The organism is Cellulosimicrobium sp. ES-005 (genome assembly GCF_040448685.1).
In the GTDB taxonomy this organism is placed as follows: domain Bacteria; phylum Actinomycetota; class Actinomycetes; order Actinomycetales; family Cellulomonadaceae; genus Cellulosimicrobium; species Cellulosimicrobium cellulans_G.
Window position 1 is genome coordinate 1,954,090 of the sequence record NZ_CP159290.1, and the last position, 26,709, is coordinate 1,980,798.

At 75.1% G+C, this 26,709-nt stretch carries 27 protein-coding genes and 1 tRNA gene; 24 read left to right on the forward strand and 4 right to left on the reverse strand.

The genetic code is table 11. The annotated features are described in order from the left end of the window. Positions 1-130: 130 nt before the first annotated feature. From ABRQ22_RS08480 to ABRQ22_RS08545, 14 genes are all read left to right on the forward strand, one after another. Positions 131-1,159 (forward strand): heme o synthase, encoded by a 1,029-nt coding sequence (locus tag ABRQ22_RS08480; RefSeq protein WP_308202244.1) that lies wholly within the window; start codon positions 131-133, stop codon positions 1,157-1,159. A gap of 30 nt (positions 1,160-1,189) precedes the next feature. Next, the gene (gene xerD, locus ABRQ22_RS08485; RefSeq protein ID WP_253049648.1) at positions 1,190-2,143 is read left to right on the forward strand and encodes a site-specific tyrosine recombinase XerD; all 954 of its coding nucleotides are present in this window, start codon (positions 1,190-1,192) and stop codon (positions 2,141-2,143) included. A 235-nt stretch (positions 2,144-2,378) separates the two neighbouring features. Continuing rightward, a complete protein-coding gene (locus tag ABRQ22_RS08490) occupies positions 2,379-3,242 on the forward strand; it encodes an AAA family ATPase (RefSeq protein ID WP_253050717.1) in 864 nt (287 codons plus the stop codon). Continuing rightward, the gene (locus tag ABRQ22_RS08495) at positions 3,226-4,137 is read left to right on the forward strand and encodes a ScpA family protein (RefSeq protein WP_253049646.1); all 912 of its coding nucleotides are present in this window, start codon (positions 3,226-3,228) and stop codon (positions 4,135-4,137) included. Before ABRQ22_RS08490 ends, ABRQ22_RS08495 begins: the two co-directional genes overlap by 17 nt. Then, complete coding sequence (locus ABRQ22_RS08500; protein ID WP_353709216.1) at positions 4,134-4,910, forward strand: SMC-Scp complex subunit ScpB; 777 nt, start codon at positions 4,134-4,136, stop codon at positions 4,908-4,910. The genes ABRQ22_RS08495 and ABRQ22_RS08500 overlap by 4 nt, the downstream gene beginning before the upstream one ends. Next, positions 4,907-5,956 (forward strand): pseudouridine synthase, encoded by a 1,050-nt coding sequence (locus ABRQ22_RS08505; protein ID WP_353709217.1) that lies wholly within the window; start codon positions 4,907-4,909, stop codon positions 5,954-5,956. Before ABRQ22_RS08500 ends, ABRQ22_RS08505 begins: the two co-directional genes overlap by 4 nt. Positions 5,957-6,031: 75 nt before the next feature. Then, entirely contained in the window at positions 6,032-6,394 is a 363-nt protein-coding gene (aroH, locus tag ABRQ22_RS08510; RefSeq protein WP_087472142.1) for a chorismate mutase, read from the forward strand. Further along, on the forward strand, positions 6,391-7,161 hold the full coding sequence (gene cmk, locus ABRQ22_RS08515; protein WP_253049639.1) for a (d)CMP kinase: 771 nt from the start codon (positions 6,391-6,393) through the stop codon (positions 7,159-7,161). The genes aroH and cmk overlap by 4 nt, the downstream gene beginning before the upstream one ends. Continuing rightward, entirely contained in the window at positions 7,158-7,862 is a 705-nt protein-coding gene (locus ABRQ22_RS08520; protein WP_353709218.1) for a lysophospholipid acyltransferase family protein, read from the forward strand. The genes cmk and ABRQ22_RS08520 overlap by 4 nt, the downstream gene beginning before the upstream one ends. A gap of 56 nt (positions 7,863-7,918) precedes the next feature. Then, positions 7,919-8,827, forward strand: coding sequence for a DMT family transporter (locus ABRQ22_RS08525; RefSeq protein ID WP_353709219.1), 909 nt, complete (start codon positions 7,919-7,921; stop codon positions 8,825-8,827). 76 nt (positions 8,828-8,903) lie between these two features. After that, complete coding sequence (locus ABRQ22_RS08530) at positions 8,904-9,275, forward strand: DUF1801 domain-containing protein (protein ID WP_253049634.1); 372 nt, start codon at positions 8,904-8,906, stop codon at positions 9,273-9,275. 83 nt (positions 9,276-9,358) lie between these two features. Then, positions 9,359-10,894: a ribosome biogenesis GTPase Der gene (gene der / locus ABRQ22_RS08535; RefSeq protein WP_353709220.1), complete on the forward strand. Its 1,536-nt coding sequence runs from the start codon at positions 9,359-9,361 to the stop codon at positions 10,892-10,894. Beyond that, positions 10,891-11,988: a hypothetical protein gene (locus ABRQ22_RS08540; protein WP_353709221.1), complete on the forward strand. Its 1,098-nt coding sequence runs from the start codon at positions 10,891-10,893 to the stop codon at positions 11,986-11,988. Before der ends, ABRQ22_RS08540 begins: the two co-directional genes overlap by 4 nt. 120 nt (positions 11,989-12,108) lie before the next feature. Further along, entirely contained in the window at positions 12,109-12,657 is a 549-nt protein-coding gene (locus tag ABRQ22_RS08545) for a hypothetical protein (RefSeq protein WP_253049627.1), read from the forward strand. Positions 12,658-12,810: 153 nt separating this feature from the next. Here ABRQ22_RS08545 and ABRQ22_RS08550 read toward each other — a convergent pair whose 3' ends face one another. The 4 genes from ABRQ22_RS08550 to ABRQ22_RS08565 form a co-directional block, all read right to left on the reverse strand. Next, positions 12,811-14,379, reverse strand: a complete 1,569-nt coding sequence (locus ABRQ22_RS08550; RefSeq protein WP_353709222.1) for a GDSL-type esterase/lipase family protein — start codon at positions 14,377-14,379, stop codon at positions 12,811-12,813. A 134-nt stretch (positions 14,380-14,513) separates the two neighbouring features. Beyond that, positions 14,514-16,364 (reverse strand): amidase family protein, encoded by a 1,851-nt coding sequence (locus tag ABRQ22_RS08555; protein WP_353709223.1) that lies wholly within the window; start codon positions 16,362-16,364, stop codon positions 14,514-14,516. Positions 16,365-16,459: 95 nt separating this feature from the next. Beyond that, a complete protein-coding gene (locus ABRQ22_RS08560) occupies positions 16,460-17,206 on the reverse strand; it encodes a cohesin domain-containing protein (RefSeq protein ID WP_353709224.1) in 747 nt (248 codons plus the stop codon). Positions 17,207-17,404: 198 nt separating this feature from the next. Further along, entirely contained in the window at positions 17,405-18,922 is a 1,518-nt protein-coding gene (locus ABRQ22_RS08565) for an MFS transporter (RefSeq protein WP_353709526.1), read from the reverse strand. A gap of 191 nt (positions 18,923-19,113) precedes the next feature. Between ABRQ22_RS08565 and ABRQ22_RS08570 the strand changes: the two genes are divergently transcribed. The 10 genes from ABRQ22_RS08570 (at position 19,114) to ABRQ22_RS08615 (ending at position 26,686) form a co-directional block, all read left to right on the forward strand. After that, positions 19,114-19,950, forward strand: coding sequence for an alpha/beta hydrolase (locus ABRQ22_RS08570; protein ID WP_253049619.1), 837 nt, complete (start codon positions 19,114-19,116; stop codon positions 19,948-19,950). A gap of 228 nt (positions 19,951-20,178) precedes the next feature. Next, complete coding sequence (locus tag ABRQ22_RS08575) at positions 20,179-20,961, forward strand: DUF899 family protein (RefSeq protein ID WP_353709225.1); 783 nt, start codon at positions 20,179-20,181, stop codon at positions 20,959-20,961. A gap of 143 nt (positions 20,962-21,104) precedes the next feature. Further along, on the forward strand, positions 21,105-21,749 hold the full coding sequence (locus ABRQ22_RS08580) for a GntR family transcriptional regulator (protein ID WP_290444584.1): 645 nt from the start codon (positions 21,105-21,107) through the stop codon (positions 21,747-21,749). Beyond that, entirely contained in the window at positions 21,746-23,122 is a 1,377-nt protein-coding gene (locus tag ABRQ22_RS08585) for an MFS transporter (protein WP_353709226.1), read from the forward strand. The genes ABRQ22_RS08580 and ABRQ22_RS08585 overlap by 4 nt, the downstream gene beginning before the upstream one ends. 69 nt (positions 23,123-23,191) lie before the next feature. Next, positions 23,192-23,265, forward strand: a tRNA-Pro gene (locus tag ABRQ22_RS08590). A 109-nt stretch (positions 23,266-23,374) separates the two neighbouring features. Next, positions 23,375-23,980 (forward strand): ATP-binding protein, encoded by a 606-nt coding sequence (locus ABRQ22_RS08595; RefSeq protein WP_353709227.1) that lies wholly within the window; start codon positions 23,375-23,377, stop codon positions 23,978-23,980. 110 nt (positions 23,981-24,090) lie between these two features. Further along, on the forward strand, positions 24,091-24,714 hold the full coding sequence (locus tag ABRQ22_RS08600) for a TetR/AcrR family transcriptional regulator (protein WP_353709228.1): 624 nt from the start codon (positions 24,091-24,093) through the stop codon (positions 24,712-24,714). Next, a complete protein-coding gene (locus ABRQ22_RS08605; RefSeq protein ID WP_353709229.1) occupies positions 24,711-25,304 on the forward strand; it encodes a hypothetical protein in 594 nt (197 codons plus the stop codon). Before ABRQ22_RS08600 ends, ABRQ22_RS08605 begins: the two co-directional genes overlap by 4 nt. A gap of 58 nt (positions 25,305-25,362) precedes the next feature. After that, positions 25,363-26,082: a histidine phosphatase family protein gene (locus ABRQ22_RS08610; protein ID WP_353709230.1), complete on the forward strand. Its 720-nt coding sequence runs from the start codon at positions 25,363-25,365 to the stop codon at positions 26,080-26,082. Between the two features lie 55 nt (positions 26,083-26,137). Beyond that, positions 26,138-26,686 carry a DUF3090 domain-containing protein gene (locus tag ABRQ22_RS08615; protein WP_253049571.1) on the forward strand — a complete coding sequence of 183 codons (549 nt, stop codon included), beginning with the start codon at positions 26,138-26,140 and terminating at the stop codon, positions 26,684-26,686. Positions 26,687-26,709 lie beyond the last annotated feature (23 nt).

A 26,709-nucleotide genomic window follows, 5' to 3' on the forward strand; every position in this document is an offset into this window, starting at 1 on the left:
CGGTCGGATGTCACACAATCGCCCGGCCCGTCCGGTCGGCCCCGGCGCGGGCGGGGCCGTACGATGAGCGAGGACGACCGGCGGTCCGTCCCCAGCTCGCCCCCCACCTCAGAACGGAACACCGAAGCGCGTGCACACCACGAGCCAGGCACCGATCGACGGGACCGGAAGCCCGTCTGGCGCCGCGTCGACCCAGCAGCCGTCCTCGCCGACGAGCCCCGCGACCTCCGTCGCCCCGACGGCCGAGGCCGCGCGTGCGACCCTCGCCCTGCGCGAGCGCCTCGGTGCCTACGTCGCGCTGACCAAGCCGCGCATCATCGAGCTCCTCCTCGTGACCACGGTCCCGACGATGATCCTGGCCCAGGGCGGGCTGCCGGGCATCGGGCTGATCCTCGCGACGCTCGTGGGCGGGACGCTCGCGGCGGCCTCGGCGAACGTCTACAACTGCTATCTCGACCGCGACATCGACGAGGTCATGAACCGCACCAAGCGGCGACCGCTCGTCACGGGCGAGGTGACGCCGCGGGCCGCGCTCGTGTTCGCGACCGTCCTCGGCGTCGTGTCGCTCGTCTGGTTCGCGCTCCTGGTCAACGTCGTCTCGGCGTGGCTCACGTTCGCGGCGATCGCGATCTACGTCGTCGGCTACACGATGATCCTCAAGCGCCGCACGCCGCAGAACATCGTCTGGGGCGGCATCGCGGGCTGCATGCCGGTGCTCATCGGGTGGTCCGCCGTCACGGGCTCGCTGAGCTGGGCGGCGCTCGCCCTGTTCCTCGTCATCTTCTTCTGGACGCCGCCGCACTACTGGCCGCTGTCCATGAAGTTCAAGCGCGACTACGCCAACGCCGGCGTGCCGATGCTCCCGGTCGTCGCGGACGACCGCAGGGTCGCGCGCGAGATGATCGTCTACGGCGTCGCCATGGTCGCCTCGTCGCTCGCGCTGTGGCCGCTCGCCGGCATGACCTGGGTCTACGGCGTCGTCGCCACCGTCCTCGGGGTCTGGTTCCTGTCCTCGTGCGTGACGATGCTGCGCCGCGCCCGGGAGAAGGCCGACGGGAAGGGCGGCAAGGTCGGGGAGATGAAGGTCTTCCACGCGTCGATCACGTACCTCACCCTGCTCTTCGTGGCGGTCGCGGTCGACGTCTTCCTCCCCCTGTGAGCCCGGCCGTGCCGGGAGGACGGTAGGACGATGGGCTCCGGCGAGGCGCACGTGCCCGAGGCGCTGGACCGTGCCGCGCGCGAGTACCTCGCGCACCTCGCCGTCGAGCGGGGCCTGTCCGCGAACACCGTCGCCGCCTACCGGCGCGACCTCGCGCGCTACGTCGCGTTCCTCGCCTCCCGGGGCAACCACGCCGTCCGTGAGGTCGAGGCGGACGACGTCGCCGCGTACGTCACCGCGCTGCGCACCGGGGCCGACGGCGGGGCGAGCCTCTCGCCGTCGTCCACGGCGCGGTCCGTGGCTGCCGTGCGGGGCTGGCACCGCTTCTGCGCGGCGGAGGGCCTGGCGGACGCGGACGCGTCCGCCGACGTGCGCCCGCCCGCGCAGGGGAAGCGGCTGCCCAAGGCGATCTCGACCGACGAGGTCGCGCGCATCCTCGACGCCGCGGGCGTCGGCGACGGCCCCGGGCCCCTGCGCGACCGCGCGCTGCTCGAGCTCGTCTACTCGACCGGCGCCCGCATCTCCGAGGCCGTGAGCCTCGACGTCGACGACCTCGACCTCGGGACCGGTGCGGTCCGCCTGCTCGGGAAGGGCGGCAAGGAGCGCGTGGTCCCCGTCGGCTCGTTCGCGCGGCGCGCGCTCGACGCGTACCTGGTGCGCGGGCGTGCGGGGCTGGCCGCGCAGGGCCGGGGGACACCCGCCGTCTTCCTCAACACGCGCGGGGCGCGCCTGTCGCGGCAGAGCGCGTGGGCCGTGCTGCGCACCGCGGCCGAGCGCGCGGGGATCGACCACCCGGAGCGGATCTCGCCGCACACGCTGCGGCACTCGTTCGCGACCCATCTGCTCGCGGGCGGCGCCGACGTGCGCGTCGTCCAGGAGCTCCTCGGGCACGCGTCGGTGACGACGACCCAGATCTACACGCTCGTCACCCCGGACACGCTGCGCGAGGTGTACGCCGCCGCGCACCCCCGCGCGCTCGGCTGACCGGGGCGCTCGCCCGTCGTCCGGAGGCCCGTCGCCGGGAACGCGGCGCGCGGGCGCGTGCGCACGAGCGGCGGCGAGGTCCTGCGATACCGTGGCGGACGTGAGCAGCCAGGCCGAGACCCAGCCCGAGACGCGCGGCGCGCAGAGCTCGCACGGCGACGCCGTCCGTCCGGCCGCCCCCGTGACCTCCGCCGAGCGCGACGACGCACCCGTCGTCGACCACGCCACGAACGGCGTGAGCCACGACTCCGCCGAGGCGCCCACCGACGTGGTCGGCCGGCCCCTGCCCGAGTTCCCGGTCCCCGCGCCGCTCGCGGCGCACGGCCCCGGACGCATCATCGCGATGTGCAACCAGAAGGGCGGCGTCGGCAAGACGACGACGACCATCAACCTCGGTGCGACGCTCGCCGAGTACGGCCGCAAGGTCCTGCTCGTCGACTTCGACCCGCAGGGGGCGGCGTCCGTCGGGCTCGGCGTCAACCCGCACGAGCTCGACCGCACGGTCTACAACCTGCTCATGGAGCGGGGCGCGGACATCCACGACGTGCTCGTCCCGACGGACGTCGAGAACCTCGACCTCCTGCCCGCGAACATCGACCTGTCGGCCGCCGAGGTCCAGCTCGTCGGCGAGGTGGCGCGCGAGTCCGTCCTGTCGCGCGTGCTGCGGCCCGTCGTCGACGACTACGACGTCATCCTCGTGGACTGCCAGCCCTCGCTCGGCCTGCTCACGGTCAACGCGCTCACCGCCGCGCACGGCGTCCTCATCCCGCTCGAGTGCGAGTTCTTCGCGCTGCGCGGCGTGGCGCTGCTCGTCGAGACGATCGAGAAGGTGCGCGACCGGCTCAACCCGCGTCTGGAGATCGACGGGATCCTCGCGACGATGTTCGACTCGCGCACGCTCCACTCGCGCGAGGTCGTGGCGCGCGTGCACGAGGCGTTCGGCGACAAGCTGCTCCAGACCGTCATCGGACGCACGGTGAAGTTCCCCGACGCGTCCGTCGCGGCCGAGCCCATCACCGTCTACGCGCCGACCCACCCCGGCGCCGTCGCGTACCGGCAGCTCGCCCGGGAGCTGGTCGCCCGTGGCGACGCCGCCTGAGACCGAGCCGGCGCGTCGAGGGTTCGAGGTCCGCCTCGACAACTTCAGCGGCCCGTTCGACCTGCTGCTGTCGCTCATCACCAAGCACAAGCTCGACATCACCGAGGTCGCGCTCGCGCGCGTGACGGACGACTTCATCGCCTACATCCGCGACGCCGAGCGCGCGGCCGCCGCCGCGCGCGCCGCCGGCGAGGACCACCCCGGGTGGGACCTCGGGACCGCGAGCGAGTTCCTCGTCGTCGCCGCGACGCTGCTCGACCTCAAGGCCGCGCGCCTGCTGCCCACGGGCAGCGTCGAGGACGACGAGGACCTCGCCCTCCTCGAGGCGCGCGACCTCCTGTTCGCCCGGCTCCTGCAGTACCGCGCGTACAAGGACGTCTCGGGCGTCCTCGCGGAGCGGTTCGAGAGCGCGGGTCGGCGCTTCCCGCGCGTCGTGCAGCTCGAGCCGCACCTCGCCGCGCTCCTGCCCGAGCTCGTGTGGACCATGGGGCCCGAGCAGCTCGCCGCGCTCGCGGCCCGCGCGCTCGCGCCCAAGGCGCCGCCGCCCGGCGTCTCGCTCGACCACCTGCACGCACCCGCGGTGAGCGTGCGCGAGCAGGCGGGCATCGTCGTGGACCGCGTGCGCAGCCACGGCACGACGACGTTCCGGGCCCTGGTCGCGGACGCGGGGGAGACGGCCGTCGTGGTGGCCCGCTTCCTCGCGCTGCTCGAGCTGTTCCGCCAGGCGCTCGTCGCGTTCGACCAGGTGACGCCGCTCGGCGAGCTCACCGTGCGGTGGTCGGGCGACGACGCTCCGGAGCCCGCCCTCGCCGACGTGGGCAGCGAGTTCGACGAAGGGGACGACCCCGAGCCGGTCGGCGCCCCCGCACCCACCGACCAGGAGGTCCCCGCGTGACGCAGCCCGACGGCGCCCCCGCTCTCGACGAGGTCCTCGCGCCCGCCGTGCACGACCTCCCGGGTGGCCTGCCCGCCGCCCTGGAAGCCGTGCTCATGGTCGCGGACGAGCCGATCCCGGTCGTCGAGCTCGCCGCGGCGCTCGCGGTCCCCGTCGACGAGGTGCTGAGCACGCTGCACGACCTCGCCGCCGAGTACCGCGGCGACGACGGCGCCCGGCCGCGCGGGTTCGAGCTGCGCGAGGCGGGCGGCGGCTGGCGCGTGTACTCCGCGCCCGCGCACGCGGAGGTCGTGGGCCGGTTCGTGCAGGGCGGCCAGACGGCGCGGCTCACGCAGGCGGCGTTGGAGACTCTGGCCGTGATCGCGTACCGTCAACCGGTCAGCCGCGGCCAGGTGTCGGCGGTGCGAGGGGTCAACGTGGACGGCGTGGTGCGCACTCTCGTGGCGCGCGGGCTCGTGGCCGAGGTCGGCCAGGACCCGCACACCGGCGCCGGCCTGTTCGGCACCACGGGCTACTTCCTCGAGCGCATGGGCTTCACGTCGCTCGACGAGCTGCCCCCGCTCGCGCCGCACCTGCCGGACATGGACGACCTCGAAGGCCTGGACGGGCTCGCCGACCTGCGTGGCAGCGCGCGGGCGGGCGCGGTCGCGTCCTCGTCGGGCCTCTCCGACGGCGCGGCTGACCACGGGGACGACGCACCGGCGTCGGCCCCGACGCTGCACGACGTGGCGCTCGACGCCGCGCAGGACACGACGGACGAAGGACACGCATGAGCTCGAAGGACGGGCGCCAGCCCGGTGACGGGGGGCGCGGGCGCGCTCCGCGCGACGGGGACGGCGACGCGCGGCGGGGCGGCCCGCGACGCGGCGACGCCGGACGCTCGGGCGGTGCCCCGCGAGGGGCGGGCTCCGGGTCGGCGGGCACGTCCACGGGCCGTGGCGCGAGCGCCCGCCGCGGTGGCCAGGGCGCGGGTCGCGGCGCGGCGCCGTCGCGCGGGGGACAGCAGCCCGGGGGACAGCAGCCCGGGCGGCAGCAGCCCGGGCGGCCGCGCCGTGGGCAGCGGCCTGCGGCGCCGCAGCGGGACGTGCACGTCGAGGACGGCGTGCGCCTGCAGAAGGTGCTCGCCTCGGCGGGGCTCGGCTCGCGCCGCGCGTGCGAAGAGCTCATCTCCCAGGGGCGGGTGGAGGTCGACGGCGTCCGCGTCACCGAGCTGGGCGTGCGGATCGACCCGGCGCGCGCCGTCGTGCACGTGGACGGGATGCGGCTCCAGCTCGACTCGTCGCGCGTGACGCTCGCCCTCAACAAGCCGCGCGGCGTCGTGTCGACCATGCACGACCCGGAGGGTCGACCCTCGATCGCGGAGCTCGTCGCGGACCGTCCCGAGCGGCTCTTCCACGTCGGGCGGCTCGACGCCGACAGCGAGGGCCTGCTCCTGCTGACGAACGACGGCGAGCTCGCGAACCACCTCGCCCACCCCTCGCACGAGGTCGCCAAGACGTACCTCGTCACGGTGCGCGGCAAGGTGCCGGGCAACGTCGCCAACAAGTTCCTGCACGGCATCGAGCTCGAGGACGGCGTCGTGCGCGCGGACGCGTACCGCGTCGTCGACCAGGTCGCGGACCAGACGATGATCGAGGTCGTGCTGCACTCGGGGCGCAACCGCGTCGTGCGGCGCATGTTCGAGGAGGTCGGCTTCCCCGTGACGCGCCTCGTGCGCACGCGCATCGGACCCGTCGCGCTCGGCAACCTGCGCCCGGGGACGACGCGCGTCCTCGGCCGCACCGAGCTCGGCAGCCTCATGGCGGGCGTCGGGCTCTAGCGCCCGGACCACGCCCGTACGACCACCCGACGGACCGCCGTGAGGCGGGCCGTCCCGCGAGAAGGAGCACCACCCATGCCGGTCCGGGCGATCCGGGGCGCGACCCAGCTCGACGTGGACGAGCGCGAGCACCTCTTCGAGCGCACGCGCGAGCTCGTCCAGGAGGTGCTCGACGCGAACGCCGTCGACACCGACGCGCTGATCTCCATCCTCTTCACCTGCACGCCCGACCTCGTCGCCGACTTCCCGGCCGCCGCGGCGCGCGAGATGGGGCTCGGCGACGTGCCGCTCATGTGCGCGACGGAGATCGCCGTGCCGGGCGCGCTGCCGCGCGTCGTGCGGCTCATGGCGCACGCCGACCTCGACGTCGAGCGGTCCGCCGTCCAGCACGTGTACCTGCACGGCGCCACGTCGCTGCGCAAGGACCTGGCCCAGTGAGCGGGGGGAAGGGGGGCGCCTCGGGCATCGGGGGCACCGGGGGCGCCGCGCTGACGATCGCCGTCGACGGGCCCTCCGGGTCGGGCAAGTCGAGCGTGTCCAAGGGCGTCGCGCGCCGGCTCGGGCTCGCGTACCTCGACACCGGCGCGATGTACCGCGCCGCGACCTGGTGGTGCCTGCACCGGGGCGAGGACCTCGCCGACCAGGCGGCGGTCGCGCACGCGGTGCGCGTCATGCCGCTCGTCATGGGGCTGGACCCGGCCGGGCCGACGGTGCACGTCGACGGGACCGACGTGGGCGAGGCCATCCGCTCCACGGAGATCTCGACGGCCGTGAGCGCGGTGGCGACCAACCTCGACGTCCGCGCGGAGCTGCGGCGCCTGCAGCGCGCGGTGATCGAGGTCGAGCGCACGCCGTCCGGGTTCGCCGGGGGGCGCGGGGTCGTGGCCGAGGGCCGGGACATCACGACGGTCGTCGCGCCCGACGCGGACGCGCGCGTCCTGCTCACCGCGAGCGAGGAGGCGCGCCTGGCGCGCCGCTCCCTCGACGTGCACGGGACCGCGGACGCCGCCGCGGTCGAGGCGACCAAGGACCAGGTGCTGCGTCGGGACCGGGACGACGCGACCGTCTCGCAGTTCCAGGTCGCGGCCGACGGGGTCGTGACGGTCGACTCGTCCGAGCTGGACCTGGAGCAGACGATCGACGCCGTGCTCGCCGTCGTCGAGCAGGTCACCGGGCGGGTGGTCGGCCCGCGCCAGGGCTCGTGAGCGCGGGCTCGCCCGGCGTGCGGGTGCCCTCGCCCGCGGGGCCGGCCTGGTCGCGCTGGGTCGGTCGCTTCCTCGCCCGCGTGGTCTGGTCGACCCGGGTGCTCGGGACGGAGAACGTGCCGACCGAGGGACCGGTCGTGCTCGCGGCGAACCACACGGGGGTGGTCGACGGGCCGATCGTGCTGGGGGTCGCGCCGCGCCCGCTGCACGTGCTCGTGAAGGAGGAGATGTTCGTCGGTCCGGTGGGGTGGGTCCTGCGGGCCGCGGGCCAGATCCCCGTCGACCGCAGCGGCGGCCGGCGCGCGCTGGCGACCGGGCTGGGCGTGCTGCGCCGGGGCGGGGCCGTCGGCGTGTTCCCGGAGGGCAACCGTGGGCGCGGCGACGCGACGTCCGCGCGTGCGGGCGTCGCGTGGCTCGCGCTCAACGGGGGCGCGTGCGTCGTCCCCGTCGCCGTGCTCGGCACGCGCCGCACGGGCGAGGGCGTGAACCGGATCCCGGGCCTGCGTCGCCGCCTCGTCGTCCGGTTCGGCGAGCCGTTCGCCGTCGAGCGGGCGCCCGGCGTGAGCGGCAAGCAGGCGCTCGAGGACGCGAACGAGCGCATCCGCACCGCCCTCGCGGACCTCGTCGCGGACACCGTCGCCCGCACCGGCGTGGCGCTGCCCACGGACGACCCGAACCGGGAGCGGCGGGCGACGCCGTGACCGCGTCGCCGCAGGGGCGCCTCGACGGGCCGGCGGGGCCTACGACGGCGCACGTCGTGGGCGATCGGCCGGGCACGGGCATCCTCGTCGGCCTCGCGTCCGCGCTCGCGTTCGGCGCGAGCGGCCCGTTCGTCAAGCCGCTGCTCGAGGCCGGGTGGACGCCGGGCGCGGCCGTCTTCGCGCGGGCGCTGTGCTCGGCGCTCGTCCTCGCCCCGGTCGCGGCGGTCGCGCTGCGGGGCAGCCACCGGCTGCTGCGCGAGGAGTGGCGCCTCGTCCTCGGGTTCGGCCTCGTCGCGGTCGCCGGCACGCAGCTCTGCTACTTCGCGGCCGTCGCGCGCATGCCGGTCGGCATCGCGCTGCTCGTCGAGTACCTCGCACCCGTGCTGCTCGTGGGCCTCGCGTGGCTGCGCACGCGGCACGTCCCGCCGCGGCTCACGCTCGCGGGCTGCGTCGTCGCGGTCGCCGGGCTCGTGCTCGTCGTCGACCCCGCGGGTGCGCGCCCCGACCTCGTCGGGGTCCTCTTCGCCCTCGGCGCGGCCGTGGGCCTCGGCGCCTACTTCGTCCTCTCCGCGCGCCCCACCCGGCTGCCGGCCGTCGCGCTCGCCGCGTCGGGGCTGGGCGTCGGGGCGCTCGCGCTCGGCGCCGCCGGCCTCGTCGGCGTGCTGCCCTTCGCCGCGCCGTTCGTCGACGTCGCGCTCCTCGGCGCGTCGACCCCCTGGTACGTGCCGCTCGTGGTCGTCGTCCTCGTGGCGACGGCGTTCGCCTACGTCTCCGGCGTGGCCGCGACCGTGCGCATGGGGGAGCGCCTCGCGTCGTTCGTCGGGCTGTCCGAGGTGCTGTTCGCCGTCGTCATCGCGTGGCTGCTCCTCGGCGAGGTGCCGACGCTCGTGCAGGCGGCGGGTGGAGTCCTCGTCGTCGCGGGCGTGGTGCTCGTGCGCCTCGCGGGGTCGCCCGCCGCGCGGTAGGTTCGCGCGTAGCCGGTCGTGCGGCGCGCCGCCGCGAGGCCGCGGACGCGAGCGAGCACACGGAGGGGGAGTGCGGATGACCGATGCTCCGGGCAAGCCCACGACCGTGGACGAGTACCTCGCGACGCTGGCACCGCCGGCGCGGGACGTCGTCGCCCACCTGCGCGCCGTCGTGCACGACACCGTGCCCGGCCTCGGGGAGCGCATCAGCTACGGCATCCCGACGTTCACGCTCGACGACCGCTACGTCGTCTACCTCGCGGGGTGGGCGCACCACGTCTCGCTGTACCCCGTCCCGGAGGTCGACGACGCGCTCGCGCGCCGCATCGTGCGCTACCAGGACGGCAAGGGCACGCTGCGGTTCCCGCTCGCGGAGCCCGTGCCCGACGACGTCGTGCGGGCCGTCGTCGAGCGCCTGGCCGCGCGCCGCGACGGCGCCGCCGGCTGACGCGGGCCGCTCGGAGAGGACGCGCGCGCCGCGCCGGGGCGGGCGGTTCGGAGCCCGGCCCGCGGCCTGGGAGAATGGATGCCATGACCACACCCGACCCCGCCCAGCCCGGCACGCCCGGACAGATCGACGCCGCCGGGCAGGCCGAGGAGCCCCTGGCGCCCGCGGACCTCGCGGACTCGGCGGACGACGCGGCGCGCGAGCGCGCGCTGCGCGCCGGACTCGAGGACTACGAGCTCGAGGACACCGACCTCGTCCTCCTGGACGCCGACGGCGAGGTGATCGAGGGCTACGAGCCCGAGGCGCCGCTGCCCGTGCTCGCCGTGGTCGGCCGGCCGAACGTCGGCAAGTCGACGCTCGTCAACCGCATCATCGGGCGCCGCGAGGCCGTCGTCGAGGACAAGCCCGGCGTCACGCGAGACCGCGTCAGCTACCCCGCCGAGTGGGCGGGGCGGCGCTTCACGCTCGTCGACACCGGCGGGTGGGAGGTCGACGTCGCCGGCATCGAGTCCAAGGTCGCCGAGCAGGCGGAGGTCGCGATCTCGCTCGCCGACGCCGTGCTGTTCGTCGTGGACGCCACGGTCGGCGCCACCGCGACCGACGAGCGCGTGGTCCGCCTGCTGCGCGAGTCCGGCAAGCCGGTCGTGCTGTGCGCCAACAAGGTCGACGGACAGTCGGGCGAGGCGGACGCGGCCTACCTCTGGAGCCTCGGCCTCGGCGAGCCCTACCCCGTGTCCGCCCTCCACGGGCGCGGGACCGGGGACCTGCTCGACGCCGCGATGGCCGCGCTGCCGACCGAGTCCGCCCACGGCGAGGTGCGTCCGACCGGGCCGCGCCGCGTCGCGCTCGTCGGGCGGCCGAACGTCGGCAAGTCGTCGCTGCTCAACAAGATCGCCGGCGCCGACCGCGTCGTCGTCGACGAGACCGCGGGGACGACCCGCGACCCCGTCGACGAGCTCGTGACGATCAAGGACGTCCCGTACGTCCTCGTCGACACCGCGGGCATCCGCCGCCGCGTGCACCAGACGAAGGGGGCCGACTTCTACGCGTCGCTGCGCACGCAGGCCGCGATCGAGAAGGCGGAGCTGGCCGTCGTGCTGGTGGACGCGTCCGTCCCGCTCACCGAGCAGGACACGCGCGTCATCTCGCAGGTCGTCGACGCCGGGCGCGCCCTCGTCATCGCGTACAACAAGTGGGACCTCATGGACGAGGACCGTCGTCCCTTCCTCGAGCGCGAGATCGAGAAGGACCTTGTCCAGGTGCAGTGGGCGCCGCGCGTCAACGTCTCCGCGCGCACCGGCTGGCACACCGACCGGCTCGTCCCCGCGATCCAGCGCTCGCTCGACTCGTGGGACACGCGCATCCCGACCGGGCGCCTCAACGCGTTCCTCGGCGAGCTCGTCGCCGCCCACCCGCACCCGCTGCGCGGCGGCAAGCAGCCCCGCATCCTCTTCGCGACCCAGGCATCCACGCGCCCGCCGCGCTTCGTCATCTTCGCGACCGGCTTCCTCGAGGCCGGGTACCGGCGCTTCATCGAGCGCCGCCTGCGCGAGACGTTCGGGTTCGAGGGCACGCCCATCGAGATCAGCGTCCGCGTGCGGGAGAAGCGCAAGCGGTGAGCGACGGCGCCGCACGCGTCCCCGCGGGGGTCACCCGGCGGGGGCGTGCGCTGCGCCTCGGCGTCGCACGCGACACCGCCGCCACGCGCCACCTCGTGACGTTCCTCGTCGTGACCGTCGCGACCGTGCTCGTCACGCGCTTCCTGCTCGCCGCCTCCGGGTACCCGCAGGTCGGCGGGGGAGACCTGCACGTCGCGCACGTGGTCTGGGGCGGGCTCGGGATGGCGCTCGCGGTCGTCGTGCTGCTGTCGTTCGTCGGGCCCGCGCTGCGCTCGCTCGGTGCGGTCGTCGGCGGCGTCGGGTTCGGGCTGTTCGTCGACGAGATCGGCAAGTTCGTCACCGCGGACAACGACTACTTCTACCAGCCGACGGCGGCGCTGATCTATGCGACCGTCGTGGTCCTCGTGCTCGTGGTCGAGGCGCTGCACGGGCGGCGCCGGCATCATCCCGCCGAGTACCTGGCCGTCGCGACCGATCGCGCGGTCGCGGGCGTCGCGGGCGGGTTCACCGACGACGCGCGAGACGAAGCACGGACGCTCGCGGCGCGGGGCCGGGGCGAGCCCGCCGCGGCGGAGGTGTCCGCGCTCGTCGAGGCCGTGCCGCGCGACGACGTCGACGTGCCCGACCCCGTGCGCGCGCTCGTCCGCCGTGCGTCCGCGTGGTTCGCCGCGGCCCTGGGGCGGCCCTGGGCGGCCGCCGTGGTCGTGGTCCTCGTGCTGGGCACCGCGCTCGGGTCGCTGTTCGCCGGCGTCCGCGTGCTCACCGGCGGGATCGACGTGCCGACGTGGGTGGGCGCCGGGATCGTCGTCGGGGTCGCGGGGACGGTCGCGTGCGTCGTGGCGGGCGTCGTCGTGGCCCGCGGCGGGAGTCCGGAGGACCACCGCGCGGGCGCGGTCTGGGTCCGCCGTGGCGTGCTCGTGTCGCTGCTGCTCACCCAGCTCCTCGTGTTCCGCGCGCTCCAGTGGGTCGGCGTCGCGGGCCTGGCCGTCGACCTGCTGGTGCTGTCCGCTCTCGGCGCCGCTCTGGGCGGCGACGACGACCGTCGGGCCCGGTCCCGGACCACCCCGAGGACCGGACGTGCTGCCCCGAGATAGCGGCGTGCCGCCGAGATGGCGACGCGCGACCGCTCGGGCCCGGAGTCGAGCGCCGTACGTCGCCATCTCGGGGGCGTCGGGCGGCGAGCCTGCGGCCCGCCGCCCCGAGGATCGGTGCCCATGACCGACCTCCCGCTCGCTCGGAGCCACGACGCCTTCCCGAACCACGTCTTCGACGCGTTCGGCGTGCCGCCGGCCCTGCTCGACGAGCGCATCGGCGGCTCCGTCATGGTCGTGGCCAAGCAGCCGACGGACGGGCCGATCACGCTCCTCACCGCGGGCGTCTCCCGGCTGCCGGTTGACGCCGGGCCTCCCGTCGAGCTGGCGGTCGAGGTGCCCGAGGGTCAGGAGGGCGCCGCGCTCGTCGCCCTGCGGATCGTGTGCGACGACATCGCGGTCAACCGCCGCACGCCGCCGTTCGAGACGCCGTGGCGCAACCGGGACCCGTTCCTGACCGGGACGCAGATCTCCGCCATCATGGCCACGGGTTCGCGGTGGGGAGCCGCGCTGGACGACGTGATCGACGCCGCGGGGAACGTGGTCGGCCACATCCGCACGCTGCGGCTGCTCACGGACGCGGAGGCGCAGACCGCCTCGCGGGTCGGGTGGTCGGGGCTCGTCGAGGAGGCCGGGTCGATCGACGCCCTCCTCGACGTCACGCGCCCTTGACGTCACGAGGAGCGTCGACCGGGCGCAGTCGCCGGTGGCGCAAGCGCTCGCGTCGGACGTGATGCCCGCCCGGTCGTCGGCGCGGACGGCACGCTCGCTGCTGTGCACGACGACGCGCTCGACGCCCGCCCGGCTCGGCGCCTCGCGCGTCCGTCAGCAGGCCGGCGCGGCGTGCTCGACCTGCTCGACCCGCTCGGCGCCGCCACCTCCCGCCGTGCGCGCGGTGACCGTCACGACGCCGCCGCTCGGTGCGGTCCGCACGGCGAACGACTGGTACGCGCTCGACCCGGGCGCGACGCCGGTGAACGACCTCGACCCGTAGGCGGTCTCCACGTCGACGTCGAGCGCGACGTCGTCCGTGTTGGCGACGCGGACCGCGACGTACGGGGTGCCGGCGAGGCAGCGCAGGCGGACGTTCGTCGCGACCGACGGCCGGTCGCCGACGAGGAGGTCGAGCGGGATCGAGTCGGCGATGGCCTGCTGCCCGGCGACGTTGGCGTGGACGCCGTCCCCGGTGTCGTAGGGCGGGTAGATCGAGTCGGGGTTCGCCGGGTCCCGCAGGACCGCGTCGAAGTCGAGGACGCCGTCGCACGTGCCGCTGCAGTCGCCGCCCGCCCGCACGACGTCGTTGACGGCGCGGCGGTACTGGTTCTGCAGCGCGGTGTACCCGGGGCGGGGGGTGATGGGGGTGACGAAGACCTTGATGCCCTCGGCGCGCAGCCGCTCGAAGATCTGCTCGTAGCTGGCCAGGATCGTCGCGTCCGTGCAGCCGTTCGCCAGGTCGTTGGTGCCGTAGTAGAAGATCACGCCGGTCACCCCGTGCAGGGCGAGCACGTCGCGCTCGAGGCGCGAGACGCCGTCGTTCCCGCCGCCCCCGCACGCGGGCGAGGAGGTCGTGCCGCTGATCCCCTCGTTGACGATCGCGACCTGCCGCGACGGCGGCAGCTCGGCCGCGACGCGCCGCGCGAGGTCGTCGGTCCAACGTCGGTCCTGGCCGAACGCGTCGCAGCCCGGCCCGCAGTTCTCGCTGCCCACGCCGTCGACGACGGAGCTCCCGTAGGCGACGATCGTGCCCGCGACGTCCGCGTCGTACACGTCGACCGCGCTGACGAAGTAGGTCCACGGCAGGTTCTCGGTGAACGACGCGCCGGAGACCTCGGCGTTGAGGTTCCCCGACCCGGTCGGCGCCCCGTAGTTGTTGCGGCCCGCGCGGTCGTGCAGGCTCGTCACGGTCGGCCGGGCGAGGTAGAAGGTCACGGCGACCTCGTCGAGGTCGTCGGTGGCGATGCTCGTCGGGTCGCTCCAGACCTCCCCGCCCACGGGGATCGTGACGCTCTCGGCCCCGCCGAAGGTGAGCACGCGGTCGGTGCCCGCGACGATCGCGGGTCCTCCGGCGCTCAGGGCGAGCGACGTCTGGTCGATGACGACCGGCCCGACCCCGAACTGGTTCTGCAGCCGGATCCGCACGGCGTCCCCGCCCTGGCTCAGGCGGGTGACCATCCGCATCGACTGGTTCGCGAAGTTCTTGGTGGAGACGCGCTGCTGGGACTGGGCCCAGCTCGTGAACCAGCCCGCGGCGTCGGGCGCGGGCGCGTCGGTGGCGGACGCCGTCCCGAGGCCGGTCAGGAGGAGCCCGACGGTGGTCAGGGCGGCGAGCAGCGTGCGCAGCCTGCGCCGCAGAGGACGCGCGGTGCGGGTGGCTGGGGTGTGAACGAGTGGCATCCGGGCGTCCCTCGGCGTTGAGGTTGATAGCGGTGTCAGGAGGAACCTAGCACCCTTCGACCGGTCCGACGCGAGGACGGCGGCCGGACCCGCGAGGGACCGGTCGCCGTCCGGCAGGAGCGCAGTACCCGGGCTCAGCCGAGCGGACCGTAGAGCGCCGGCGACGTGCGCGCGTGCGTCGCCTGCTCGAGCGCGAACGCCAGGCCGAAGAGCGGGCCCTCCTCGAAGTCGCGGCCCAGGAGCTCGAGATTGACGCCTCCGCCCGTGACGGTCGCGTCGGCCTCGGTCGCCTGTCCGATCGGCACCGTCACGGCGGGGAGGCCCGTGTTGGGGCTGAGCCGCAGGTTGGTGCCGATGGTCCCGTACGGGTTCGCGCTGGGGTAGACGAGCGCGTCGAGGTCGGCGTCGTCGAGCATCGCGGTGACGAGCTGCTTGCCCTCGGCGAGGACCTTCGTGTGCGTGCCCGCGGGCCCGGCCCACGCCTGGTACGTCTCCGGGGTGACGGCGTCGCGCGACACGTAGGTGCTGCGCCGCGACGGGACGTACCGCCCGGACTCGACGATGCCCGCCAGCGACCGCGCCGTGACGTCGGTCGAGAGGTGGTGCGCGACGTACTCGTCCAGGTCGTGCTTGAACTCGTTCGTCGAGCCCGAGCCCTCGCTGAGCACGCTCGCGAACCCGTTCGGGAGGACCGGCGACCAGGTCGAGGGCGGCGTCACCTCGACGACGGTGGCGCCGAGCGACTCCAGCGTGGCCCGCGTCTGCGCCCAGAGGCGCAGGGTCGTGGCGTTGCTCCCCAGCATGGACGGCACGTACCCGATGCGGGCGCCGTCGAGCGCGTCCGCGTCCAGGTACTGCGTGTACGAGGCGGGGACCGCTCCCTCCTGGCGCGAGGTCACGGGGTCCGCCGGGTCGACGCCCACGACCGCGTCGAGCGCGACGGCCGCGTCCAGGACGCTGCGTGCCATGGGGCCGCCCGTGTCCTGGCTCAGTGCGAGCGGGATGATGCCGTCGCGGCTCGCGAGCCCGACCGTCGGCCGCACGCCCACGAGCTGGTTGTACGACGACGGCACCCGGATCGAGCCGCCCGTGTCCGTGCCGAACCCGAGCCCGGCGAGGTTGGCGGCGATCGCCGCGCCCGTGCCGCCGCTCGACCCGCCGGCCGTGCGGCTCGTGACGTACGGGCTCGCGACGAGCGTGCTCGTCCCCGCGTCCTGGTACGAGGAGAACTCGGACACGAAGCCGAACGCGAACTCGTCGAGGCTCGCCTTGGCCAGGACGACGGCCCCGTCGGCGCGCAGCCCGTCGACCATCGTCGCGTCGGTCGCGGTCCGGTTGCCGTCCCAGCAGCCGCAGCCGCCCGTCGTCGGCATGTCCTTCGTGTCGTAGTTGTCCTTGAGCGCGACGGGCACGCCGAGCAGCAGGCTCGTCATGCCGTCCGCGGCGCGGGCCGCGTCCGCGCGCGCGGCGGCCTCGAGCGCCACGTCGCTCGTCGTGACGATCGAGTGCAGTGGCCGCCCGCCCGCGCCCGTGTCGACGAGGGTCGTGTCGTAGGCCGCGATGCGGTCCAGGTACTCCTGGGTGATCGCGACGGACGACGTGACCCCCGCGTTCATCGCGGCCTGCATGTCGAGCACCGAGGCCTCGACGAGCTCGAACGACCCGTCGTCGTAGATCATCCGCTGGGACACGGCGGCGAGGTCCGCGACGGTGATCGTGCCGTCGCGGTCCGTGTCGGCCGTCGCGACGTCGGCCCACGCGGCGTCGTCGGTCGTCGCGCCGAGCGCCGCGGCGACGACGGCGAGGTCGTCCGAGGTGACCTGGTCGTCGCCCGTGAGGTCGAGCTCCGTCCAGTACGGGGCGAGGAGCGGGGTCGCGGCGGGAGCCGCGGTCGCGACGGGAGCCGTGGCAACGGCGAGCACGAGCCCTGTCGCCGTGAGCGCGGCGAGCCCGCCCGCCGCGGCGCGTCGGTGGATGGTGGGCACGGGCTGCTCCTTCGAGGTGTGACGGACCCGGGGCGCGGGCGCGCCGGGCGCGGCGGTCGGGCGGGTGCTCGTCAGGTCGGGGGTCGTCTCGAGAGTCATCGCGAGGCCACCGCCCGACGGCGTGCCCAGAGGATCCCGACGCCCGCCGCGACGGCGAGCAGGGCCGCCCCCACGAACCACGCGACGCTCGCGCCCGTCGAGGCGAGCGAGCCCGGTCCGGCCGAGGTCGACGGCGAGTCGGACGCGCCGTCGGCCCCGGGAGCGGCCGAGCCGTCACCGGTCGGAGACGGAGAGGTCGTGCCGTCCGTCGGGTCGTCCGTGGGCGGTGCCGTCACGACGGCCGTGACGGTCGTCGAGGCGGCCGCGGCGTCCGTCAGCGACGCCGTCGTGGCGTCGGCGCCGACGAGGGTGGCCGTGGGGACGGCGAACGGGGCGTCGCCGTCGGCCACGGCGGTGAACGTGAGCGTCGCGAGCGTGACGTCGCCCGCGAGTCCGGGGGACGTGCCGAGCCGCGTGTGCGTGACGGAGACGGTCCCGGCCGCGTCGTCGGCGACGTCGGAGAACCCGCCGTCGGGCGTGACCACGGAGTCCTCGACGAGCTCGACGAGATCCGGGTCGTAGGAGACCGCCAGGTCGTAGGCGTAGAGGTCGACGGCACCGGCCGCAGCGACGGTCACCGTGATCGGGGCGCCGACCTCGACGCTCGACGGTGCGTCGAGGGTCGCGTCGGAGACCGACGGCGCGGCGTGAGCCGGGGCGGTGAGAGCGGTCGCGGCGACCGCCAGGCCGCCGACGAGCGCGGCGCGCCGGCCGAGCCGTCGGCGCGAAGGGAAGCGGGTCATGGGGGAGCTGGTCCTTCCTCGGCGCGCGCCGGACTGCGCGCACGACCGCGGTGGTGGTGGAGCCCCCTGCCGGGACCGATGCTCACAAGTCGCTGTTTCCCGGGAGTTTCGCGGCGGTTAGCGCGAGCGACGAAGGGAGTCTCGGTCCGGTCACGGACCGTGCGGAGCGAGCCGACCTGCGGTGCCGGTCGTCGGACGTCAGCCGAGGGCCGGGGGCGCGTCCTCGCGCACCTCGGGATCGGGGATCCGTCGCATGCGCAGCGCGGCGACCACGCCGAGCAGTCCCGCGACGAGCGGCACGAGGAGCGCGACCTGGAGCGCGCGGGCCCGGACGTCGTCGTTGATGCGCAGGATCTCGTCCTGCACCTCGGGCGGCTCGTCGGCGAGCAGCTCGACGAGCTGGGCGTCGCTCATGATCTCGGCGTCGTCCTCGAGCACCGTCGCGACCTGCTGCTTGTCGTCCGGGGGCAGGACGGTGCTCGACTCGGCCTGTGCCGTGAACCCGGCGGCGAGCGACGCGAGCATCACCGCACCGGCGACGGCGAGGCCGAGCGAGAGCCCGAACGACCCCGCCGCCGAGCTGACGCCCGCGGCCTCGCTCGCGCGCTCCTCGGGGACGGGGGAGAGCGTGTACGCGTTGAGCTGCGACACGAGCAGCCCGAGCCCGGCGCCCGCGACGACGAGGGGCAGCGCCAGCCACCAGCCCGACGTCGCGCGCGGCACCACGAGGACGGCCGCCGCGATGCCGAGGACGAGCAGCGCGAACCCGGCGAGCACGCGCGTGGCCGGGCGGCGTCGGCCGGGACGCTTGCCCGCCACCAGGGCCGCGGCGAACATCGTCAGCGACAGCGGCGCGAGCGAGAGGCCCGCCAGGAGCGCGTCGTAGCCGAGCGCCATCTGGAGGAAGATCGGCAGCGCGATCATCGCGCCGCCGAGCGCGACCTGCTGCAAGAGCTGCTGCGAGACCCCGACGCGGAACGCGGGGGAGCGGAACAGCCCCGGGTCGACGAGCGTCGTCCGCCCCGCCCGCGCGCGCCGCACGAGCCAGGCCGCCAGCCCCACGAGGCCCGCGGCACCGACGACCACGAACGCCCCGACCGCCTCGCCGCCCTCCTGCCAGACGAGGACGCCGAGGACGATGCCGCCCATCCCGACGACCGACAGGACGGTCCCCACGACGTCGACCGCGCGGTCGCCGGTGTACGGGACGTCGCGCACGAGCCGCACCCCCAGGAGCACCACCACGATGACCACGGCCTCGAGACCGAAGGCCACGCGCCACGACAGGGTCGTCGTGATGACGCCGCCCAGCAGCGGCCCGACGGCCGCCGCGATCGACGCCGCGGCCCCCACGAGCGCGTAGGCGGACTTGCGCGCGGCGCCGTCGAAGTTCCCGTGCACGAGCGACTGCATGGCCGGGAGCAGCAGCGCGGCGCCCAGGCCGCCGACGACCGACCAGAAGACCACGACGGCCACGAGGCTCTGGGCCATGGTCATCGCGACGGCGCCCGCCCCGTACGCGAGCAGCCCGACGACGTACGCGCGGCGGCGCCCGACGAGGTCGCCGACCTTGCTGCCCACGAGGATGAACGACGCGGAGACGAGCGCCTCGAGCGCGATGGCCGTCTGCACCCCGCTCACGGTCGTGCCCAGGTCGCGGACCACGGCCGAGATCGACACGTTCATGAACGACGTGTCGACGACGAGGACGAACATCGCCGCGGCGAGGAGCAGCGCGAGACGCCGGGCGGCCGCGGTCGGCCGGCCGGCGGTGTTCTCGGTGCTCTGCTCCACGTCGACCCCCGTCCGCCGTCCATGCTCACCGGCCGTGCCCGGCGCACGCCTCACCCGCCGCGGGTGCTCCCGCTGCCCGGGCGCCGCGGCGTCCGCTCTGCCACCATCGGCCTATGGCTGCTGACGGGTGGCGCTCGCGCCACGTCGAGGTGGAGGGGCACGACGTGTTCGTGCGGATCGGCCCGGACGTGCCGGGCGCCGTCCCGATCGTGCACGTGCACGGGTTCGCGGTCTCCGGCACGTACCTGCTCCCGACCGCGGAGCGCCTCGCGCACCGGGCGACCGCCGTCGTGCCGGACCTGCCCGGCTACGGGCGCAGCGAGCGCTGGGGTCACACCCTCGGGATCCCGTCGCTCGCGTGGGCGCTGCTCTCGCTGCTCGACGCGCTCGAGCTCGAGCGGGTGATCCTCGTCGGCAACTCCATGGGCGGCCCGATCAGCCTGGAGGTCGCGCACTCCGCACCGGAGCGCGTCGCGGGGATCGTCCTCGCCTCGCCCGCCGGCGGCGTGCACAACCAGCCGTTCGCCCGCGCGCTCACCCAGCTCGCCCGGGACGCCGGCCGGGAGAGCCCGCGGATGGCGCGCATCGCCGTGCCCGACTACGCGCGCTTCGGTGCCGTCAACGCGCTGCACCTGTTCTCCGAGCTCGTCCGGTTCCCGTCGCTCGAACGCGTGATCCGCGTCCCGGTCCCCACCCTCGCGGTGATCGGCACGCGCGACCCGCTCATGCCGCCGCCCCGGCGCGTGCACGAGGTCGGCACGCTCGCGCCCCCGCACGTGACGATCGTGGCGATCGACGGCGCCGCCCACGCCATGAACTTCAGCCACCCCGGCGAGCTCGCCCACGTCGTCGAGAGCTGGCTCGACGGCCGTGAGATCACCGACGACCCCGACCAGCCGGGGGTCTCCCGCGTGCTCCAGATCGCTCAGGGCTCCGGCCCCGTGGTCTGACGGGAGCGTCTCGAGCGGCTGCGGACGTGGCGACCATCTGTGCGCAGGCGCGCGCCCGGCGCGGACGAGCCGCTCGGGCGGTGGTCGTCGACCGAGGGAGCGGTGTGGAGGGCCGGAAGGTCGAGCGAGCCGGCACGGGCCGATGAGTTCCGGTCGCCCGTCGGGTCGTTGCGGGTGACCTCGTCGGGCGGCCTGCGCCGACCGGCACCGACATCCGTGGAGGACACCATGACGACCACGACCAGCGGCCCCACCGTCTCCCTGCCCGGCCGACCACCCGTCGTCGACCTCGCCACCTGGCAGACCGCCCGGGACGAGCTCCTGGTCCGGGAGAAGGCGCACACCCGTGAGGGCGACGCCATCGCGGCGGCACGCCGGCGGCTCCCCATGGTGGAGATCGACGGCGCGGTGGAGGTCGTCGGCCCGGACGGGGCGGTCCCGTTCGTCGACCTGTTCCAGGGACGCGACGAGCTCGTGGTCTACCAGCACATGTGGCACGACGGCGCCCCGCACCAGGGACAGTGCGAGGGGTGCACGTGGACGGCGTGGGCCCTGCGGGACGCCGTCTACCTCAACGCGCGCGGCGTCTCGTTCGCGATCCTCACCGTCGGCCGCTGGGAGGAGGTCGAGCCGTACGTCGAGTTCATGGGCTACACCCAGCCGTGGTACTCGGTGCGCGGGCTGGACGAGCCGGTCGGCGGCGAGATGGGCTACGTGAGCTGCTTCCTGCGCGACGGCGACCACGTGTTCCTCACGTACCGCACGACGGGTCGCGGCAACGAGCCGACCAGCCCGCACTTCGCTCTCCTCGACATGACGCCCTACGGGCGCAGGGAGTCGTGGGAGGACACCCCCGACGGCTGGCCCGAGGGCGAGGGCGCGTGCTGGTACTGGCGCGCGGACGCCGACGGCGTCGCGGGCTGGGGCCCGACCACGCGCCCCGTGCCCCAGTGGACCCGTCCCGGTGCGACGCCGGAGGCCACGCTCGGCCGGAGCGGGCACCACCACTGAGGCGCGCAAGGGCGTGCTCGGCGGCGCCGGATCCCTCGTCCTGAAGCATCACGTGAAGGTTGGTGCGCGGGTGTGGCGAGCGCCACGGGCGCGCGGTGCGACTCCGGTCGATGTCGCGCACCAGATAGATGCATCATGTATCCATGCCTCGAACGACCAGCGGTTCTGCTACCGAGCAGGCCTATCGACACGTGAAGTCCCTCGTCCTCGACGGGAGCCTGCCCGGCGGGTCCATGACGAGCGAGGGCGAGATCGCCGAGCAGCTCGGCGTGAGCCGCACGCCCGTGCGCGAGGCGTTCCTGCGGCTGGAGACCGAGGGGCTGCTGCGCCTCTACCCGAAGCGGGGCGCGCTCGTCGTCCCGGTCGCGCCCGGGGAGGCGGACGACGTCCTCGACGCGCGCCTGCTCGTCGAGACGCACGCGGCGCAGAACGTCGTCCGGCTCCCCGACACCGAGCTCGCCACGCTCGTCGCGCTGCTGCGCGACCTCGTCACCGCGCAGGAGGCGGCGGTCGCCGACGGCGACGTCGCCGAGTACGCGACGCTCGACGCGCGCTTCCACCAGGAGATCGTCGCCGCGGGCGGCAACGCGCTCCTCACGACGTTCTCCGTGAGCCTGCGCGAGCGCCAGCAGCGCATGGTCGCGCACAGCGTCCGGTGGGACCCGCGCCGCGCCGCGACCTTCGTCGCCGGGCACCGCGCCCTCGTCGACGCGCTCGAGGTGCGCGACACCCGCACCTACAAGCGCCGCATCCAGCGCCACCTCGAGGACGCGAGGGCCGGTCTGTGAGCGCAGCGACCTCCGTGCCTGGGTCTGAGCGGACCGAGAACGAGACCGCCCCGTCCGGGCGCGGGGCGGGGACCGTCGTCGGGCCGCGGGCCTGGGTGGCGGTCGCCGCCGTCATGTTCGCCGTCGCCTGGGGCGGCAACGAGTTCACGCCGCTGCTCGTCATGTACCGGGAGGTGGGGCACTTCTCGGCCGTGACGGTCGACGCGCTGCTCGCCGCCTACGTGCTGGGCATCATCCCGGCGCTCCTGCTCGGCGGACCGCTGTCCGACCGGTACGGGCGCCGGCCCCTGCTGCTGCCCGCGGCGCCGATCGCGCTCGTCGGGTCGCTCGTGCTCGCTGCGGGGGAGTCGTCCGCGGCGCTGCTCGCCACCGGCCGCGTGCTCTGCGGCGTCGCGCTCGGGCTCGTCATGGCCGTCGGGACGACGTGGGTCAAGGAGCTCACCGACACGGCGGCGGTCGCGTCCGGGGTGCCCGACGGCGGCTCCGGAGCCCGGCGCGCCGGCCTCGCCCTCACGCTGGGGTTCCTCGTCGGCGCCGGCGTCGCGGCGGTGCTCGCCCAGTGGGCGCCCTGGCCCACGCACACGGCCTACCTGCTGCACGCCGTGCTCGCCGTCGGCGCCGGGGTGTGGGTGCTCGGCGTGCCGGAGACGCGGGCAGCGCCCGACGGTGCGTCCCGCGGCCGGCTGCGGGACGACCTGCGCGTACCGGCCGTCGCGCACCGGCGGTTCCTGCGCGTCGTCGTGCCCGTGGCGCCCTGGGTGTTCGGGTGCGCGGGCAGCGCCTACGCCGTGCTGCCCGGGCTCGTGTCCGCGAGCGCGGGGAGCGCGCCCATCGCGTTCTCCGGCCTCATGACCGTGCTCGGCCTCGGCTGCGGCGTCGGGATCCAGGTGCTCGGGCGCCTCATCGACACCCGCCGCAGCGCGCGGGCGTCCGTCGTCGCGATGTCGATCGTCGTCGTCGGCATGGGCTTCGGCGCCTACGCCGCGGCCCGGCTCGACCTCCCGACGGCGCTCGTCGCCGCCGCCGTGCTCGGCGCCGGGTACGGGCTCGCGCTCGTCGCCGGGCTCAGCGAGGTCCAGCGCATCGCGACACCCGACGACCTCGCCGGCCTCACGGCGGTCTACTACTCGATCACCTACGTCGGGTTCTGCGTGCCCGTGGCGCTCGCGGCGCTGTCCGTGCGGTGGACGTACACGCAGATGTTCCTCGGCGGACTGGTCATCGCCGCCGTCTGCCTGGCGATCGTCGCCAGCGCGTGGCGCGCCCACCTGCCGACGGGGGAGCGGGACGGCACCCCGGGTGCTGCCGACGAGACCGACCGCACAGCCCCGACCGGGGCAAACGGTGCGCTGGCGGCGTCGCGGATGGGGTAGAGTATCCGAGGCTTCACGGGGCCGGGACACGCGATGTTAGGTCGAGTGTTACGCCTGGTGATCCAGCCACGGGCTGTGGCGCAGCTTGGTAGCGCACCTGACTGGGGGTCAGGGGGTCGCAGGTTCAAATCCTGTCAGCCCGACATCGAGAGGGATCGGCTTCGGCCGGTCCCTCTCCGTGTTTGCGCACCGTCGCGCATCCCCTTCAGTCGTGAGAGATTCGCATCCGTGGCGTCACCGAGGGGGAAGGCCGTGACGGGTTGGACGAGCACGACGCACGACTGGTCGGCGTCGGTCGACCACGAGCACCTCGCAGACGTGCGGCGTCGTGCGCACGAGCTGGCACCGGGCGGTGTGGAGCACCTGGTGCTGGAGGTGCTGGCGTATGCCGCGGAGGAGGCCGAGGACCGTGGCGGGGGCTCCGCCGTCGTGGCCCTGCACGCCTCGGGTGCCACCGTCGCGGACGACGGTCGTGGCACCGCGACGCTGCCGGACGACGCGGGCAGGTTCGTCAAGAAGCCGGTGATGGCGACGCGGGACCTGCGGTTCTTCGACGCGACGCGGCCGCCGGTGCTTCCGGACGGGCGTGCGCGACGCGGGATGTCCGTCGTGAGCGCGCTGAGCGCCGAGCTGGTGCACACCAACCGCCGGCTGAACGGTTCGTGGACCCAGCGCTACGCGCGGGGCGTCCCGGTCACGGACCTGGTCCCGGTCGCCGACGACGGCTCGACGGGGACGACGGTGCGCTTCGAGGTCGACCCCGCGCTGGGACTGGCGACGCACGTCGACGTCGAGCGGCTGCGCGAGCGCGTCACGGCGTTCGCGTCGCAGGGTCTGTCGGTCCGCGTGATCGGCTGACGCGCTCGGCCGCGCTCAGGAATCCGCTGCCGAACCCTTGACTCTGCCCCGAACTTCGGGTGGAGTCGGTCCTGTAACTCGTACAGCGGTGTTCGACTACGGAGGGCGACGTGCCCGGAGAACCCACCCAGCAGCAGACCCGGCGCGCCGACGCGCGCCGGAACCTCGAGGCGATCCTCGACGCGGCGGCCGTGTGCCTGAGCCGTGACCCCGACGCGAGCGTCGCCGAGATCGCGCGGTCCGCGGGAGTCGGCAGGGTCACGCTCTACGGCCACTTCGCGAACCGGGCGGTGCTCGTCGACGCGGTCGTCGCGCGCGCGATCGAGGAGGGTGACGCGGCGCTCGACGCCGTCGACCTGACCGGCGACCCGCGCGACGCGCTGGTGCGCCTCGTCCGGCAGAGCTGGCTGACGATCGTGCAGGTCGGCTCGCTCCTGACCGCGGCGACGGAGGCGCTCGGGCCCGAGCGGGTGCTCGCGCTGCACGCGCGGCCGGCGTCCCGGGTCGAGCGGCTCGTCGAGCGGGGTCGCGCGGACGGGGTGTTCCGGGCCGACCTGCCGACATCCTGGTTGGTCGGCACCCTGCACCGGGTGATGCACGGCGCCGCGGAGGAGATCGACGCGGGCCGGCTCGCGCCCGACGACGCGGCGACGACCATCACCGCGACGGTCCTCGCCGCGTTCACCCCGCCCGGCACGCCGGTGCCCGCGGTTCCGGACGAGGTGGCGCGATGACCGCCGCGGACCGTACCCCCGCGCGCACCGCGGGGCGCGCTCTCGCCCGGCCCGCCGCGTGGTGGCCCGTCGTCACGGGTGCGCTCTTCGGCGGCGCGCTCGCCGTGGCCGCATGGGTCGGTTTCTCCGACACCGCGCAGTCCTCGCTCGTCCTGACCGCCGCCGCGTTCGTCTACCTCGGCGCGGCCGCGCTCGGTCGCCGCGACGCCGCGTGGCCGTTGTTCGGGCTCACGTTCGTGCTCATCGGTGTCGGCTTCGCGCTCCCCGGCTTCGACCCGTTCTGGGCGATGCTCGGCGTCGTCGTCGTGCTGGCGGTCTACGGCCTCGCGCGCGGGGCGGCCCGCCCTGCGTGGGGGCTGCCGTTGCAGGCCGCGGCGATGGCCGTCGTCGTGGGCGTCGCGGTCGCCGTCGCCCTCCTCGGTCAGCCGTGGGCCGGGCTGCTCGTCGGCGCGGGGCTCCTCGCCCATGCGGCATGGGATGTGCACCACCTGCGCACGGGCCGCGTCGTCTCGGCGTCCCTCGCGGCGTTCTGCTGCGCGCTCGACGCCGTCCTCGGGGCGGCGGTCGTCGTGCTCGCCCTCGCCGCCTGAGGCCGGGACGCCGCCCGCGCCGTCCGCACGGGTCGGCGGTCCCGCCTACGCTCAGGGCATGCCGACCGTCCTCCTCGTCCGTCATGGCCGCACCACCGCGAACGCCGGGGGGATCCTCGCCGGGCGGTCTGCCGGGGTCCGGCTGGACGCGGTCGGTCGCGACCAGGCGGCCCGCACGGCCGAGCGCGTCGCGGGAGTGCCGCTCGCGCGCGTCGTGACGAGCCCGCTGGAGCGGTGCCGGCAGACGGCGCAGGCCCTGCTCGACCGCCAGGTGGCCACGCCGGAGTCCGTCACCGAGCAGGGCATCACCGAGTGCGACTACGGCCAGTGGCAGGGGCGCGCGCTCGAGGACCTGGCCACGGAGCCGCTGTGGTCCGTCGTGCAGACGCAGCCGTCGGCGGCCGTGTTCCCGGGCGGGGAGTCGCTCGCGGCGATGCAGGCGCGAGGCGTCGAGGCCGTCCGCCGGCACGACGCCGAGGTCGCCGAGCGTCACGGGGCGGACGCGGTGTGGGCCGCGGTGTCGCACGGGGACGTCATCAAGTCCGTGCTCGCCGACGCGCTCGGGACGCACCTGGACCTGTTCCAGCGGATCGTCGTCGGGCCGGCGTCGATCTCGATCGTCCGGTACGGGCCGCACCGCCCGGAGGTGGTGGCCGTGAACACCGACTCCGGCGACCTCTCGTGGCTCGCCACGGCGGCGCCGGTCGGCGACGCGCCGGTCGGGGGCGGCGCGGGCCCGGCGCAGCACGACGGCGCGAGCGAGCCGCAGCCGTCCTGACATCCGACCCGCGGCCACCCGGCGGGTCGCGCGCGGGCGCTCGTAGAGTGGGGTCATGCCCCCTCTCGTCCACGAGCACGACTGGCCCGACCGCGTCGTCGTGGGAACCGTCGGGATGCCCGGCTCCCGCACCTTCTACCTCCAGGCCCGGACGGGCACCCGCACGACGAGCGTCGCCCTGGAGAAGGAGCAGTCCGCCGTCCTCGCGGACACCATCCAGCGCCTGCTCGACGAGCTGATGGAGGCGCCCGACAACCGGTACAGCGTCCCCGTCGACGTGGCGGCCGAGCTCGTCGACGACGACCCGCTGGACCTCCCCGTCGAGGAGGAGTTCCGCACCGGGTCGATGCGGCTGAGCTGGGACCCCCGGACGGCGCAGGTCGTCGTCGAGGCGTTCCCGCTCGTCGACGACGACGAGCTCGATCCCGACGCGGACGAGCCCGAGCCCGCCGAGTCGTTCCTCATCCGCATGCCCGTCGGGACGGCGCGCGCCTTCGCCCAGCGCACGCGCGCCGTCGTGCAGGCCGGGCGACCGGCGTGCCCGCGCTGCGGTCGGCCCGTCGACCCGGACGGGCACGAGTGCGCGCTGCCCGACGAGGCGTGACGTCCCCGCACGACGGCGTCGAC